We start from the raw sequence: 14,981 nt of genomic DNA on the forward strand, positions 1-14,981 counted from the left end.
GGGGCGGGGTGGGGACAATCGGGGGGGGGGTTTAACACGGTAGGGTATCAACAACACCCCCCCCGGGGGGGGGGCCCGCGCCCCCCCCGCACGTGCGGGGGGCGGCTTCAGCCCAGCCGTAAGTGGTGCAGCATCATCAGCCCGGCGGCCATCCCCGCGGCCGGGACCTCACCGCGGGCGATCATGTCGGGCACCAGTTTCAGCGGTATCCACTCGCGGCGTGAGGACTCGAAGCCGTCGACCGGGTCGCCGGTCCAGCCCGCCTCCTCGCCCCAGTAGAAATGGTGCCGGGCGTCGGTCAGCCCGTTCGACGGCTCCACGGTCAGCAGCGGATGCAGGGGCCCGGGACGCCAGCCGGTCTCCTCCTCCATCTCCCGGGCGGCCGCGGCCGCGGGCTGCTCCCCGTCCTCGACCACGCCCGCGGCGAGCTCCCAGCCCCAGCTGTCGGTGATGAACCGGTGCCGCCAGAGCAGCAGGACCTCGTTCGCACCGTTCACGACCGTGGCCGCCGCGACGGCGCGGAGCCGGATCACGAAGTGGTCGAGGTGGTGACCGTCGGGGAGTACGACATCCGCCAGATTGACCCGGAACCACGGATTCTCGTACACAGTCTGTTCGTTCAGGTTCGTCCACTGCACAGTTCTGCCACCTTCTGACTTGTAGGTGGCCATATCGCAGCAGACCGTGGCTCACAGCGGTACACGCAGCGCCCCGTCGACGAGATCCGCGGCCCGTTCCGCCTCCGCGCTGCCGCTCGCGACCAGGTGTCCGCGTACCGCCCGCAACCGGTCACGCAGTCGCTGCGACTCCATGCCCCGGGCGCGCTCCGCCATCTCCGCGGCCGTGACGGCGGCCCTGTCGGCGTCACCCTGCCGGAGCTCGATCGTGGTCAGCATCGCCAGCCGGTGGACCCGGCCCCGGTCGTGTGCGGGGGTCCGCACCGCCGCGGCGGCGTGCTCCCTCGCCGCCGGCAGGTCCCCGAGGCGGAGCAGGGCCTCCGCCACCTGGACGTCGACCAGACCGGGCTGGACGTACCCCGTCTCGTCCGGCTCCGCACCGGCCCGGATCCGTTCCGCCTCGGACTCGGCGCGCCGGATGCACCGCAGGGCGCTCGGCCCGTCACCGAGGTGCGCGTACGCCTTGGCCTGCATCGCGTGGAGATCGGCCGCGAGCGCGGGGGTGATGTCGCGTCCGGCGGCCCGCAGCGCCGCCTCGGCGAAGGCGACCGACTGCCGGAAGTCGGCGAGGAAGAGCGACTGGTTCACCATCAGGGCGATCACGTAACCGCCGAGCCCGCGGTCCCCGCTCGCCTTGGCCAGCCGCAGCGCCTGGTGGAAGTAGCGCTGGGCGAGCCCGTGCGCGTCGGAGTCGTACGCGCAGATGCCCGCGACGGCGACCAGCCCGCCTGTCGCGCGGTGCAGTTGCCGCCCCATCGCATCGCTGTAGCCGCCGCGCAGCAGCGGGGCCGTCTCGGCGTTGAGGAAGCCGACGATGCGCGAACGCGTCGCGATTCCACCCGCCTTGCGATACATCAGTTCGTAGTGGGCACGGGCGGCCCGCAGGGTTGCTATGTCGGCCGGGCCGACGCGTTGCGGCCCGGCCCGGGACACGTCGGTGTCCTCCGGCGGGTTCTCCCATTCCCAGACGGGCATCACCGCGGTGGTCCCGGTGACGGCCGGGGCGGCGACGACATGCGGGCGCTGCTGCTCGTCGGAACGCCACAGGGCGGTGGCACGCTCCACGAATCCGGTGAGCGAGGAACCCTGCGCGGGCGCGTGGCCGCCGAGGCCCGCCATGCCGATGTCGTCGAGTGAGAGGGCCCTGCGCAGCCGGTCCCCCAGCACCTCACAGATCAGGTCGGGCACCTGGCCGCGCGGCCGCTGGCCCTTGAGCCAGCGCGCGACGGCGGTGTGTTCGTAGCGGAGGCAGAGCCCCCGGGTGCGGCCGGCCTGGTTCACGTGTGCGGCGAGCCCGGCTCGCGAGACCCCCGCCTCGTCGATCAGAGCCTCTAGCAAAGTGTTGGGCTCCATTGCCCCCATTGCCCCCTCCGATGGGTCGGCACGCCAGGACGTGTCGCCCCAGTGGAGCACGATTCACACGGGGTGTGAACGGAATGCCCGAACCGTCCCGCTGCGCACGCTGTCGCACCGGTCCGCGGATCGCTTGAATGAGTCCCTCGCAAGAGGCGGCCGGGTCGTCTGCTCCCCCTCGTACAGCACGACGACCCGCTCCCGCGCCGTCCGCTCTGCCGACCTGCCCGACACTCCGTGGCAGGGCGGACGGCGCCGGATCGCACGACCCACTGCCCACGGATCGGAGGGTTGTTGCGGGGCCGGCCGGACACCGGGTTCCCCCGGGCCGGGCCGGAGCCCGCGTGCGGTCCACCACCTCTGGGCGAGCACACAGGAGGGGCGTATCCGGTGGCCGGATACGCCCCTCCTCACTGTGCGGGTGCGCCGTTAGGCGCCGCGCAGCACCGCTCCCGTACGCTCGGCGGCCACGGCCACCGCCGCGTCACGGGCGGCGCTCGCCTCGTCCACCGTCAGCGTGCGGTCCGCGGCACGGAACCGCAGCGCGTACGCCAGGGACTTGCGGCCCGCGCCGATCTGCTCACCCGTGAACACGTCGAACAGCCGCAGCGACTCCAGGAGTTCACCTGCTCCGTCGCGGAGCGCCCGCTCCACGTCGGCCGCGGGAACGTCCTGGTCCACGACGAGTGCGACGTCCTGGGTCGCCACCGGGAAGGTGGAGATCCGCGGCGCCTGGAGGGCGCCGTCCACGGCCTGCTCCAGGACGTCGAGCTCGACCTCCATGGCACAGGTGCGCTCCGGCAGGTGGAGCTCCTTGATGACGCGCGGGTGCAGCTCGCCCGCGTGCCCGAAGAGGGTCTCCTCGCCGTCGACCGTGACGTACAGCGCGGCGCAGCGGCCCGGGTGCCACGGCGCGTGCTGGTCGGCGCGGACCGTGAGGTCGACACCCGCCTCACGGGCGATGGTGCGGGCGGCCTCGACGGAGTCCGCCCAGCCGGCCGGGCGGGCCTTGCCCCACCAGCCGGCCTGCTCGCGGGCGCCCGCGAGGACGACGGCGGCGCGGCGCGGCTGACGCGGGAGCGCGGCATCCAGCGAGGCGATCTCCTCGTCGGAGGGGCGCCGGTCGACGGGCAGCCGGACCGGCTTCGTCTCCTGACCGGTCGGCCGGAAGACCAGACCCGTCTCGAAGAGCGCGAGGTCGTGGCTGCCCCGGCCGTCGTTGCGCCGCAGCGCGCCGAGGAGGCCCGGCAGCAGCGTGGTGCGCAGCGACGGCTCCTCGTCGGAGAGCGGGTTGACGAGCTTGACCGTCCGGCGGCGGGCGTCGTCCGCCTCCAGACCCAGCTGGTCCAGGACCGCCTCGCCCGTGAACGGGTAGTTCAGCGCCTCGACGTAGCCGGCGCCGGCGAGTGCCCGGCCGACGCGGCGGTGCAGCCGCTGACGGTCGGTCAGGCCGCGGCCGGACGGCGGGGTGGGCAGCGTGGACGGGAGGTTCTCGTAGCCCTCCAGCCGGATGACCTCTTCGGCGAGGTCGTTCGGCTCGTTCAGGTCGGGCCGCCAGGACGGGGCGGTGACGAGGAGCTCGTCCTGCCCGTAGACGTCGCAGCCGACCTCCTGGAGGCGGCGCACGACGGTCTCGCGGCCGTACGCGACACCGGCCACCTTGTCCGGGTGGTCCGCGGCCATCGTGATGGTGCGGGGGCCGGACGGGGCGCTCACCTCGGTGACGCCCGCCTCGGCGGTGCCGCCGGCGAGGAGCACCAGCAGGTCGACGGTGCGCTGCGCGGCTGCCGCCGCGGCCTGCGGGTCGACGCCGCGCTCGAAACGCTTGGAGGCCTCGGAGGCCAGCTTGTGGCGGCGCGCCGTCCGGGCGATCGAGATCGCGTCGAAGTGCGCGGCCTCGATGACGACCTCGGTGGTGTGCGCGTCCTCGGAGGCGTCGGCGATCTCGGTGTTGGCGCCGCCCATGACGCCCGCCAGGCCGATCGGCCCGCGGTTGTCGGTGATGACGAGATCGGCGGCGTCCAGGACGCGGACCGTGCCGTCGAGCGTGGTGAGCTTCTCGCCCTGCTCGGCGCGGCGCACCCCGATCGGCCCGTCGATGCGGGTCCGGTCGTAGGCGTGCAGCGGCTGGCCGAGTTCGAGCATCACGTAGTTGGTGACGTCGACGGCGAGTGAGATCGGCCGCATGCCGGCCTTCTGGAGCCGACGCTGCATCCAGATCGGCGACCGGGCCTCGGGCTGCAGGCCGACGACGGTGCGCGCGGTGAAGCGATCGCAGCCGATCGGGTCGGCGACCTTGACCGGGTAGCCGTACGCGTTGGGCACGGGCACGTCGAGGAGCGCCGGGTCACGCAGCGGCAGGCCGTAGGCGATGGCGGTCTCACGGGCGACGCCGCGCATCGAGAGGCAGTAGCCGCGGTCGGGCGTGACGGCGATGTCGAGAACCTCGTCGACGAGCTGGAGCAGCTCGATCGCGTCGGTCCCGACCTCGTGCTCCGGCGGCAGCACGATGATGCCGTGCGTGCCGTCGTCGCCCATGCCGAGCTCGTCGGTGGAGCAGATCATGCCGTGCGAGGTCCTGCCGTACGTCTTGCGCGCGGCGATCGCGAAGTCACCGGGCAGCACGGCGCCCGGCAGGACCACGACGACCTTGTCGCCGACGGCGAAGTTACGGGCGCCGCAGACGATCTCCTGCGGCTCGCCGGTGCCGTTGGCGGTGCCGACGTCCACCGTGCAGAAGCGGATGGGCTTCTTGAAGCCCTCCAGCTCCTCGATGGTCAGCACCTTGCCGACGACCAGCGGGCCCTTGAGGCCGGCGCCGATCTGCTCGACCGTCTCGACCTCCAGGCCGACGGCGACGAGCTTGGCCTGTACGTCACGGCCGGTCTCGGTCGGCGGCAGGTCGACGTACTCCCGCAGCCAGGAAAGCGGGACGCGCATCAGATCTCCATCCCGAAGGGCCGGGTGAACCGGACGTCGCCTTCGACCATGTCTCGCATGTCTTCTACGTTGTGGCGGAACATCAGCATCCGCTCGATGCCGAACCCGAAGGCGAATCCGCTGTACTTCTGGGGGTCGACGCCGCAGGCGATGAGCACCTTGGGGTTGACCATGCCGCAGCCGCCGAGCTCGATCCAGCCCTCGCTGCCGCAGGTGCGGCAGGGACGGTCGGCGTTGCCCACGGACTCGCCGCGGCAGACGTAGCAGACCATGTCCATCTCGGCGGACGGCTCGGTGAACGGGAAGAAGTTCGGCCGCAGCCGGGTCTTCATGTCCGGGCCGAAGAGCGCCTGGACCATGTGGTCGAGGGTGCCCTTCAGGTCGGCCATGGTCAGGCCCTCGTCGACGGCGAGCAGCTCGATCTGGTGGAAGACCGGGGTGTGCGTGGCGTCGAGCTCGTCGGTGCGGTAGACCCGGCCGGGGCAGACGACATAGACCGGGGGCTCGCGGTCGAGCAGGGTGCGGGCCTGGACCGGCGAGGTGTGCGTACGCAGGACGACACCGGACTCGTCGTTCCTGGCGCCGTCGGCGCCCTGGACGAAGAAGGTGTCCTGCATCTGCCGGGCCGGGTGGTCGGGCACGAAGTTCAGGGCGTCGAAGTTGAACCACTCGGCCTCGGCCTCGGGGCCCTCGGCGATCTCGTAGCCCATGGCCACGAAGACGTCGGCGACGCGCTCCATGATGGTCGTGAGCGGGTGGCGGGCGCCGGCCGGGGTGCGGTCGTACGGCAGCGTGACGTCCACCGCCTCCTCGACCAGGACCCGGGCGTCCCGCTCGGCCTCCAGCTCCGTCTGGCGGGCCGCGAGGGCCCTGCCCACGGCGGCGCGGGCCTGGCCCACGCGCTTGCCGGCCTCGGCCTTCGCCTGTGGCGGCAGCGCGCCGATCTCGCGGTTGGCGAGTGACAGGGGCGAGGTACCACCGGTGTGCGCGGTCTTCGCCTGGGCGAGCGCGTCGAGGTCGCCCGCGGCGGCGAAGGCGGCGAACGCCTCGTCCCGGATGCGCTCGATCTCTTCCGGTTTCAGTGCCTCGACCTCGACTGGGTCGTACGACTTGTTCGGTGCCGACATCTCTTCCCGTACTTCCGATTGGCTGGTGGCGCGGCCCCGCTCGACGACCGGAGGACGCAAAGGTGCCAAAGGTCGAGTCTAAGGGCCACAGGATGCAGGGGCCGCCCGTGGGCCGCTCAGGCCCTCTACTTCATGTAGGCCGGCGTGCTCACGGGCAGGATAAATCGGAACTCTGCACCGCCGCCGGGGCCGCGGCCGACCGTGATCGTGCCGCCGTGCGCCTCGACGATGCCCTTGACGATGTAGAGGCCCAGACCGGTGCCGCCGCGCTTGCTCCCCCGCCAGAAGCGGGTGAAGACACGGGCCATCGACTCCTCGGGGATGCCGGGGCCTTCGTCGCTCACGGTGACCGCCGTTCCCTTCTCGTCGCTCTTCGCCGGTGCGGGTGCCACCTCGATGGTGACGGTTCCCTCGCCGTGGCGCACCGCGTTTTCCAGCAGGTTGCCCAGCACCTGGTCGACCTTGTCCGGGTCGGCCCACACGACGGGCAGCGGCTGGCAGGTGCGGACCAGGAACCGGCCGGGGTCCTGCCCCGAGGCGGTGAGCGCCTGGACGTGGCGTTCGACGGCGGCGGAGAGGTCCACGGGCTGGCGGCGCAGCTCGAGGCGCCCCGAGTCGATCCGGGAGATGTCCAGGAGCTCGGTGATCAGGCGGGTGACCCGGTTGGCGTCGGCGTCGACGGTCTCCAGCATCAGCCGCTTCTGGTCGTCGGTGAACCGCTCCCACTTCGCCAGCAGCGTCGCGGTGAAACCCTTCACGGACGTCAGCGGTGAGCGCAGTTCATGGGCGACGGTCGCGATGAGCTCGGCGTGGCTGCGTTCGTTGCGGCGGCGGGCCTCGGTGCCGCGCACGCTGACCACCAGCCGCCGTACCGGGCCGGTCGGGCTCTCGCGTACGTAGCGGGCGGAGACGAGTACCTCGCGGCCGCCGGGCAGCAGAAGGTTGCGTTCGGGCTGGCCGACGCGGGTGGCGAGGCCGCCGTAGGGGTCGGTCAGCTCCCACCAGCGGCGGCCCTTGAGGTCCTCCAGCGGCAGCGCGTGTTCCAGCGGACGGCCGAGGGCGGCTGCCCTGGGCACGGCGGTGATCCGTGCGGCGGCGGCGTTGAAGCAGATCACGCGGCCGCTCTCGTCCGCGACGACGAGTCCGTCGGGAAGGTCGTCCGGATCGAGCGCCTGCCCGGTGGGTCCGATGCCCGCAACCGTGACGCCGTCCGGGTCCTGGGCGGCGTGCACGACGGCCTCCGCGCGCGCCCGCGGCCCGCTCATGCCGACAGCCATATCCCGTACCCCACCTCTCGAACCGGTGCAGTGGGCCCCCGAGTTCGTCACCCTACTAGGCGCCGGTGACGGAGCGACACCCTGCGGGGGCCCTGGGCCGGGAGCGCCGGCGCGGCCGGCTTCAGCCGGCGCTTCGGCGGGGGCGCTGGGCGCGCGCGGAGGCGTAGAGGCAGACGGCGGCGGCGGTGGCGAGGTTGAGGCTCTCCGCCCTGCCGTGGATCGGTACGCGCACGACGGCGTCGGCCAGGGCCCTGGTCTCCTCCGGCAGGCCCCAGGCCTCGTTGCCGAAGACCCAGGCGGTGGGCCCGCCCATGGTGCCGGCGTCGAGTTCGTCGTCGAGGTCGTCCTGGCCCGCGCCGTCGGCTGCGAGGATCCGTACACCCGCGTCCCGCAGCCCCTGCACGGCCTGCTCGACGGGCACGCCGACGGCTACCGGCAGGTGGAAGAGCGAACCGACGGACGCCCGCACGGACTTGGGGTTGTACAGGTCCACGGACGCGTCGGTGAGGACGACGGCGTCGGCGCCCGCCGCGTCGGCACAGCGCAGCACCGTTCCGGCGTTCCCGGGGTCGCGGACGTTGGCGAGCACGGCGACCAGCTTCGGGCGCGCGGCGACGACCGTCTCGAAGGGCGTGTCCAGGAAGCGGCAGACGCCGATCAGGCCCTGCGGGGTGACGGTCTGCGACACGTCGGCCAGGACCTCGCTGTCGGCGAGGTGGACCCGGGCACCCGCCGCGTGGGCGGCGTCGATGATGGCTTCGTACCGCTCGGCGGCCTCGACGGTGGCGAACAGCTCGACGAGGGTCGGCTCGCCGTCGCTGCCGCGGTGGTCCGCGGCCTCACGCACGGCCTGCGGGCCCTCGGCGATGAACCTGCGCTCCTTGCCGCGGAAGTTGCGCCTGGCCAGGCGCCGGGCGGCGGCCACCCGTGGCGATCGCGGGGAGATCAGTTCAGGGGTGCCCATGTCGGCGGCGAGCCTCTCTGCGTACGAAGTGCTGGGTCTGCAACGCACCGGACCCGCAGACGGCGTGCGCCTGCGGGTCCGGCTCGAATACCGAGAAGTACAGCCTGGATCAGGCGGCCTTCGGGGCGTTGACGTCGCTCGGGAGGGCCTTCTGGGCAACCTCGACGAGGGCGGCGAACGCGTTGGCGTCGTTGACCGCGAGCTCGGCCAGGATCTTGCGGTCCACCTCGATGTTGGCGGCCTTCAGACCCTGGATGAGGCGGTTGTACGTCATGCCGTTCTGGCGGGCAGCGGCGTTGATGCGCTGGATCCACAGCTGACGGAAGTCGCCCTTGCGCTTCTTGCGGTCGTTGTAGTTGTAGACCAGGGAGTGGGTGACCTGCTCCTTGGCCTTGCGGTACAGGCGCGAGCGCTGACCGCGGTAACCGCTGGCGGCCTCGAGAATTGCCCGGCGCTTCTTGTGGGCGTTGACTGCCCGCTTGACGCGTGCCACTTGTTAACTCCTTGTAGCGGGGCCGTGGTCGTACTCACACGGCCCGGAAACGAATTGGTCCCGGTCGGATCGAGGGCGCGTCCCCGGTGTCACCGGGGACGAGGCCTCACTTGCCGAGAAGCTTCTTGATCTTCTTGGCGTCGGCCGGAGCCACGACGACCGTGCCGGTCAGCGAGCGGGTCTTCTTGGACGACTTGTGCTCGAGCAGGTGGCGCTTGCCGGCCCTCTCGCGGAGCACCTTGCCGGAGCCGGTGATCTTGAAGCGCTTGCTGGCACCGCTGTGCGTCTTGTTCTTCGGCATCGCGCCGTTCTCTCCTCGTCAGTGGCGCCCCTCTCGGTGCGGGCACCGGACTGCAGGGGCGTCAGATCTTGGTGGGATTCCGGGGGGACCCTGGGGGCGCCTGGATGGCAGCCCCCGGAGGTCACGCCTCGGAAGGTGTCTCGGCCGGAGCCTCGGAGGTCGCCTCGGCCGGAGCCTCGGCAGCCTCATCCGCATCCTCGGCGTCGGGGGTGTATCCCTGACGCTCCGCCTTGCGGGCGGCCTGGGCCTCGCGGGCCTCGGCCATGGCTTCGGTCTTCTTCTTGTGCGGGCCCAGAACCATGATCATGTTCCGGCCGTCCTGCTTCGGGTTGGACTCGATGAAGCCGAGTTCCTCCACGTCCGAAGCCAGACGCTGAAGCAGTCGGAAGCCCAGCTCGGGGCGGGACTGCTCACGACCACGGAACATGATCGTGATCTTGACCTTGTCGCCCTGCTTGAGGAACCGGACGACGTGACCCTTCTTGGTGTCATAGTCGTGCGGGTCGATCTTCGGCCGGAGCTTCATCTCCTTGATGACCGTGTGCGCCTGGTTCTTGCGCGCCTCACGGGCCTTCATGGCCGACTCGTACTTGAACTTCCCGTAGTCCATGAGCTTGCACACGGGCGGACGGGCGGTAGCCGCCACCTCGACCAGGTCGAGGTCGTACTCCTGTGCGAGTTCCAGGGCCTTGGCAAGCGGAACAATCCCGACCTGCTCGCCGCTGGGACCGACAAGTCGCACCTCGGGTACGCGAATCCGGTCGTTGATGCGGGGCTCGGCGCTGATGGATCCTCCTCGGTAGCACCACGCGGCCGCCTGGCGGACAGCCACGTAACGTCTGTTTCGACAGACCAACCGTGCGGGACCATGAAAAATGCCCCGCCGGGACACAGGCGGGGCTCCTGAACAACCGGAACACCGCCGCGGTCAACCGCGGGGCGCATCGGGCGGCTCCATCGTCCGTACGGAACGATGGGCGCCACCTGACCGGATGACCCGCCGTCCTGGGGACGGTCAGGTGGGAGATCGGAGCCTCCACTTGTGGGCCGGGCACATAGATGCCCAGCCGGTCGTTACACAAGGTTAGCAGCTCCCCCGGGCGGGCGCTAACCAGTGCTCGCATGGCACTCCCGCAGGCGGAGCAGGTTCACCGTGGGCCTATCGTATGGCGCATGAGTGACGCGACCCCCACCAGTGATTCCCCCGGCTTCGACGAGATGGCCCGCGACATCGCGGAGGTGCCCGCGGTCGAGGTGATCGTGACGGTCGCGGTCAATCTGATGAGCGCCGCCGCTGTGAAACTCGGGCTGACCGAGGACGGCGACGAGCACAAGGACCTCGACGAGGCCCGCAAACTGGTCCACGCGCTGGCCGGCCTGCTGGACGCGAGCACCACGGAGATCAGCTCCTTCCACGCGGCTCCGCTGCGTGACGGCCTGAAGTCCCTGCAGCTCGCGTTCCGCGAGGCCTCGCTCGTACCGGACGAGCCCGGCCAGGGCCCGGGCGAGAAGTACACCGGCCCGGTCTTCGGCTGATCCCGCCCGCCCCTTCCGTTCCTTCGCACCCGTGAGCCCCCTGCCGAGCCGGCAGGGGGCTCACGGCGTCCGGGGACGGATCGGGCTGCTTCCCGGGGATGAGGGTGAGCCGCCACGTGCGCGGCTGCTCCGCGCTCCCGGGACGTACGGGTGATCAGCGCGTGAACAGGGGCTCACCGGGGGTGTGGGCGTCGGCCGGGAGCAGGGCGAGGTCCAGGCCGCGGACCAGCCGGGCGCGCAGCACCTCGTTGGCCGCCAGCGACCGCGCGACCCGGCCGGCCGTCTCCGCGGGGTCGGCGTCCGCCGCCAGTACCAGCGCGAGGGTGCCGTCGGCGCGGCCCGGTCCGAGATGGGCTCGGAGCACCGCGGGCTCCCCGGCGACGGTGTCGCGCACCGCCGTCGTGACGGCGGGGTCGTCCAGCGGGTCGGCGCTGGTGCGGCCCTCGGCGAGGGCGAGCAGGGCGGAGCCGGTCAGCTCGAAGGCCACCGGCCCGGCGAGGTCGAGCACCACCGTGTCCGCCTTCTCGTGCGCGGCGGCCTGGAGGGCCTGGTGCAGGGGCACGGCGACGGGGCGGGCCTGCGGGTCCCAGCGGGCCAGCGAGGCCGTGGAGGTGAAGGCGGGCAGGGCGCGGCGGTCGCCGGCCTGGAGGGTGGGGACCGCCATGTCGCTCGTCTTCTCACGGCGCAGCCCGTTCTCGTCCTCCTCGACCTCGCCGAGGACAGCCACCACGGGGACGAGGAGGCGGGCCCCCCTGAGCGCCTCGAGTACCGGGCCGACAGCCTTGCGGTCCTCGGCCCAGGCGGCGAGTGCCGCTGTCAGGGAAGGGTCGGCCGTGCCGTCGTCGTCGGAGTATCCGGGGTCCGGAATGTTCTTCTGCGCCACAGGGCGAGCGTAGTGCCTGGGCATTCTCGTCCCGCCGACAGGTCGGACCCAGCCCCCTCCCGGCTGCGGTTCCTGACGTCCGGGTCATGTCCCGACACAGAATCCGCAGATGCGCGCTCTCCGCGTCCGTGGCGGCCACGGTCGTGCTCGCCGGGGGCGCGTACCTCACCGGCGGATCGCCGGATCACGCACCCGCCGCCGTAGCTTCCGTATCGTCCGTCCCACCGGCTGCGACCGCTCCGGCCGCGGCGGCGAGCGAGGAGCCCGTGGTGGAGCTCGATACGGAACTGGCCGCGGCCGTCGAGCCGCTGCTGACGGGTGCGGACACGGGTGCGGTGTCGGTGGCGGTGCTGGACGTCGGCAGCGGCGCGCGTGCGGTGTACGGGGGTACGGAGCCCTCGTACGAGACGGCGAGCATCGTCAAGGTCGACATTCTCGCGGCGCTGCTGCTCCGGGCTCAGGACGAGGACCGTGTGCTGACCGCCGGTGAGCGCGCTCACGCGGTGGCGATGATCGGGCGGAGCGACAACGAATCCGCCACCGCCCTGCTGGCGGACGTCGGCGGGGCGGCCGGTCTCGACGCCGCCAACGAGCGGCTCGGTCTCACCGCGACGACCGCCGCGAAGGCCTGGGGGCTGACCCGGACCACGGCCGCCGATCAGCTGACGCTGCTGGAGGCGGTGTTCGGCAAGGATGCGGACGGAAAGCTCAGCGAGGACTCACGGACGTATCTGAGAGGGCTGATGACGCGGATCGAGGCCGACCAGCAGTGGGGGGTGTCGGCGGCGGGCAGCGACTGGGCGCTCAAGAACGGCTGGATGCCGCGTAGCGCCACCGGGCTGTGGAACATCAACAGCATCGGGGAGGTGACGGCCGGCGGGCGGACCTACCTGGTGGCGGTGCTCTCCGGCGGTCAGTCGACCAAGGAGGCGGGCGTCGCGCTCGTCGAGGCGGTGGCGAAGGCGGCTGTGCGGGCGGTGCGCGCCGGGGCCGGGTGAGGACGTTCAGCGGCGGGGCGCGGAGGAGTAGCTGCCGCGGCCACGCCACAGGATGACGGCCAGGGCCAGCAGGACCGCGCCGAGGCCGCCCGCCGCCGCGGCGAACCAGCCGGCGGGGCCGTCGTCCTCGCGGGGCGGGGTGGGGCCGGAGCCGAAGTACTGCTTGCGGTAGCCGGCCGCGGCGGAGTCGGTGCGCAGCCCGGCGGGGCTCAGTGAGCGGCCGGCCTTGATGGCCGCTGCCGGGTCGACGATGCCGTAGCCCCGGGCGTCGTCGCGGCCCGCGGACGGGGAGCTGCGGGCGGTGTCCGTGAGGAGCTTCTTGATCTGGGCGGGCGAGAGGCCCGGATACGCGGCACGCACCAGCGCGACCGCGCCCGAGACGAACGCGGACGCCGCGGAGGTGCCCCACTCCACGTAGTACTTCCGGTCGGGCGCGGGGACGACGATGTCGACCCCGGGCGCGCTCACGGTGGCGTACCAGCGGCGGGTGGAGAACGATGCGTGCGTGCCGTACCGGTCGACCGCGGCGACCGCGATCACGCCCGGGTAGGCGGCGGGGTACGAGATGTGGTCGCCCTTCTCGCCCCCGTTGCCGGACGAGGCGACGACGACCGCGCCCTTCTTCAGCGCGTACTGGATGGCGGCGTCCTCGCCCGGCTCGGGGTGTGCGGACTCGCTGTCGTCGCCGAGGGAGAGGTTGATGACGTCGGCGCCGTGGTCGGCGGCCCAGCGGATGCCGTCGGCGAGGGCGGTCCCGCGGGTCTTGCGGGCCTTGGCGCGGGCCGGGTCGCTCGCTTCGAGGATGACCCGGACGGGGAGGATCTTCGCCTCGGGCGCGATGCCGATGACGCCCTCGTCCCCTCCGCTGCCGTGGCCCCGGCCGGCGATGATCCCCGCCATCGCGGTGCCGTGCCTGGCCCATGCCCGGTCACCGCGTCCGGCGCCGAAACCGATCATGTCCCGGCCCGCGAGAACCTGGCCCGTCAGGTCGGGCAGGCTGCCGTCGACCCCGGTGTCGACGACGGCGACGGTGATCCCCCTGCCGCGGGTGGTCTGCCAGGCCCGGTCGGTGTGGAGGGCGTCCAGACCCCACTGCTGGGCCCGGATGGTGTCCGCCGCGGCCGGGGACGCGGGCAGCAGCGCGAACGCGGTGGCGGCGCACAGGGCGCCGAGGAGTCCGCGGCGGAGGGGGCGGGTCATTCGGGCTTCTCCGTGAGGTCGGCGACGGTTCTGCGCAGTCCCCGCTCCACCCGGTCGGCCACGCCCTTGGCCTCGTGCCCGAGTCCGGCCTGTGCGGCCGCGGTCTTCGCGTTCGGCTCCATCGCCTTCTCGGCCGGCTGCGGGTCGGTGACCCCCCGCCCGTCGGCGAAACCGGAGACGGCGAACACCACGACGGGTATCTCGGTCAGCACATGCACGGTCCAGCTGGCCCGCTGGCGGTCGCCGAATCCGGCGGCGGGGCTGTTCTTCACCCCGTACGCACGGGGCATCAGGTCGGCGCGCGCGTCGAGTCGCTCATCTGCGTACCGGGAACCGAGCGCCCGCATCGCCTCGGTGTCGGCCTCGGTGAAGACCAGTCCGACGGTGGTGACGCTGCTGCTCGTCGCGTCGGTGTACGTGGCGCGGAGCAGGCGGGCGCAGCCGACCGGCCGGAGGGTCTTGAGCAGCAGCGGGTCGAGTGCGCCCGTGCAGCCGCTGTCGGGGGCCACGGCGATCCGGGTCCAGACCCGGTCGGCGCCGCCGGGTCCCGCGCCGTCGCCCTTGAGCGTCCGGGGAAAGAGCGTGTCGACCGGGATGCTGTGCCAGGCGTCGCGGCCGACGGTGTAGGCGCTGTGGGCCGCGGGATCGGCCGAGGAGTCGCTGATGAGCCAACTTCCGGTGGCGGCACCGCCGATCAGCCCGAGTCCGAGCACGGCACAGACCGCGGCGGCCGCGGTCCTGAAGGGATGCCGGGTCCGCACGGGCCGGAGCCGGGTGGTGGTCTCGGCCGGTGTCTCGGCCGGGGGCTGCGTGTGCGGGTGCCGGTGGACGTACGGCGCCGCTGCCCCGGGCGGGGCCGGCGGGCCGCCGAGTTCCACGGCGCCCACGGGCCGCCGTCGGGTCGGCGCGGGGGGCGTCCCCGGCGGCCTCGGCGGGAAGGCCGGGGCTCCGGAGGACCCGGGCGCCCCGGCGGGCCGGGCCGGGGGGACGGGGCGCAGTCGGGCGGTGGTCTCCACGTGCGGAGGCACGGCCGGAGCCTGGGAGGGCGGCCGTGGCGGGGCCGGAGTCCCGGCCGGCGGGGTCGGCGCCGGGCCGCTCGCCGCGGGCTCGGACGCACGGTCGACCTGGGGCCGGGCGGTGGTGTCGGTGGCCCCGGCAGGGGGTTCCGCGGGGTGCGGCGGTGGGGTGGTTGGGCGTGGCGGGACGGGAGCGCGCTGCGCCTCGGTACTCAT

The 14,981-nt window shown here is 72.7% G+C and carries 14 protein-coding genes; 2 read left to right on the forward strand and 12 right to left on the reverse strand.

Translation table 11 applies throughout. The annotated features are described in order from the left end of the window. Positions 1–107: 107 nt before the first annotated feature. From ABZ434_RS31295 to infC, 9 genes are all read right to left on the reverse strand, one after another. Complete coding sequence (locus ABZ434_RS31295; RefSeq protein WP_359143731.1) at positions 108–638, reverse strand: NUDIX domain-containing protein; 531 nt, start codon at positions 636–638, stop codon at positions 108–110. 51 nt (positions 639–689) lie between these two features. Further along, a complete protein-coding gene (locus ABZ434_RS31300) occupies positions 690–2,030 on the reverse strand; it encodes a transcriptional regulator (protein WP_359143734.1) in 1,341 nt (446 codons plus the stop codon). A gap of 429 nt (positions 2,031–2,459) precedes the next feature. Beyond that, entirely contained in the window at positions 2,460–4,970 is a 2,511-nt protein-coding gene (gene pheT / locus ABZ434_RS31305; protein ID WP_359143737.1) for a phenylalanine--tRNA ligase subunit beta, read from the reverse strand. After that, complete coding sequence (pheS, locus tag ABZ434_RS31310; RefSeq protein WP_359143740.1) at positions 4,970–6,097, reverse strand: phenylalanine--tRNA ligase subunit alpha; 1,128 nt, start codon at positions 6,095–6,097, stop codon at positions 4,970–4,972. The genes pheT and pheS overlap by 1 nt, the downstream gene beginning before the upstream one ends. Before the next feature lie 125 nt (positions 6,098–6,222). Continuing rightward, on the reverse strand, positions 6,223–7,374 hold the full coding sequence (locus ABZ434_RS31315) for a PAS domain-containing sensor histidine kinase (protein ID WP_359143743.1): 1,152 nt from the start codon (positions 7,372–7,374) through the stop codon (positions 6,223–6,225). Between the two features lie 121 nt (positions 7,375–7,495). Next, positions 7,496–8,338, reverse strand: coding sequence for an RNA methyltransferase (locus ABZ434_RS31320; RefSeq protein ID WP_359143746.1), 843 nt, complete (start codon positions 8,336–8,338; stop codon positions 7,496–7,498). A gap of 109 nt (positions 8,339–8,447) precedes the next feature. After that, positions 8,448–8,831 (reverse strand): 50S ribosomal protein L20, encoded by a 384-nt coding sequence (rplT, locus tag ABZ434_RS31325; protein ID WP_003970214.1) that lies wholly within the window; start codon positions 8,829–8,831, stop codon positions 8,448–8,450. A 106-nt stretch (positions 8,832–8,937) separates the two neighbouring features. Next, a complete protein-coding gene (gene rpmI, locus ABZ434_RS31330; RefSeq protein ID WP_003970213.1) occupies positions 8,938–9,132 on the reverse strand; it encodes a 50S ribosomal protein L35 in 195 nt (64 codons plus the stop codon). A 121-nt stretch (positions 9,133–9,253) separates the two neighbouring features. Then, positions 9,254–9,964 carry a translation initiation factor IF-3 gene (gene infC / locus ABZ434_RS31335; RefSeq protein ID WP_359143749.1) on the reverse strand — a complete coding sequence of 237 codons (711 nt, stop codon included), beginning with the start codon at positions 9,962–9,964 and terminating at the stop codon, positions 9,254–9,256. Between the two features lie 341 nt (positions 9,965–10,305). On the opposite strand from infC, the gene ABZ434_RS31340 reads away from it, so the two are divergent. Next, a complete protein-coding gene (locus ABZ434_RS31340) occupies positions 10,306–10,668 on the forward strand; it encodes a DUF1844 domain-containing protein (RefSeq protein WP_136327541.1) in 363 nt (120 codons plus the stop codon). 154 nt (positions 10,669–10,822) lie between these two features. On the opposite strand, the gene ABZ434_RS31345 is transcribed toward ABZ434_RS31340, so the two are convergent. Then, positions 10,823–11,551, reverse strand: a complete 729-nt coding sequence (locus tag ABZ434_RS31345) for an SseB family protein (protein WP_359143753.1) — start codon at positions 11,549–11,551, stop codon at positions 10,823–10,825. A gap of 86 nt (positions 11,552–11,637) precedes the next feature. Between ABZ434_RS31345 and ABZ434_RS31350 the strand changes: the two genes are divergently transcribed. Further along, a complete protein-coding gene (locus ABZ434_RS31350) occupies positions 11,638–12,549 on the forward strand; it encodes a serine hydrolase (protein ID WP_359143756.1) in 912 nt (303 codons plus the stop codon). 6 nt (positions 12,550–12,555) lie between these two features. On the opposite strand, the gene mycP is transcribed toward ABZ434_RS31350, so the two are convergent. Together mycP and ABZ434_RS31360 are read right to left on the reverse strand one after the other, a co-directional pair. Further along, positions 12,556–13,749: a type VII secretion-associated serine protease mycosin gene (mycP, locus tag ABZ434_RS31355; RefSeq protein WP_359143759.1), complete on the reverse strand. Its 1,194-nt coding sequence runs from the start codon at positions 13,747–13,749 to the stop codon at positions 12,556–12,558. Further along, positions 13,746–14,510 carry a hypothetical protein gene (locus ABZ434_RS31360; protein ID WP_359143870.1) on the reverse strand — a complete coding sequence of 255 codons (765 nt, stop codon included), beginning with the start codon at positions 14,508–14,510 and terminating at the stop codon, positions 13,746–13,748. The genes mycP and ABZ434_RS31360 overlap by 4 nt, the downstream gene beginning before the upstream one ends. Positions 14,511–14,981 lie beyond the last annotated feature (471 nt).

This window comes from Streptomyces sp. NPDC005761 (assembly GCF_040630635.1).
GTDB lineage: Bacteria > Actinomycetota > Actinomycetes > Streptomycetales > Streptomycetaceae > Streptomyces.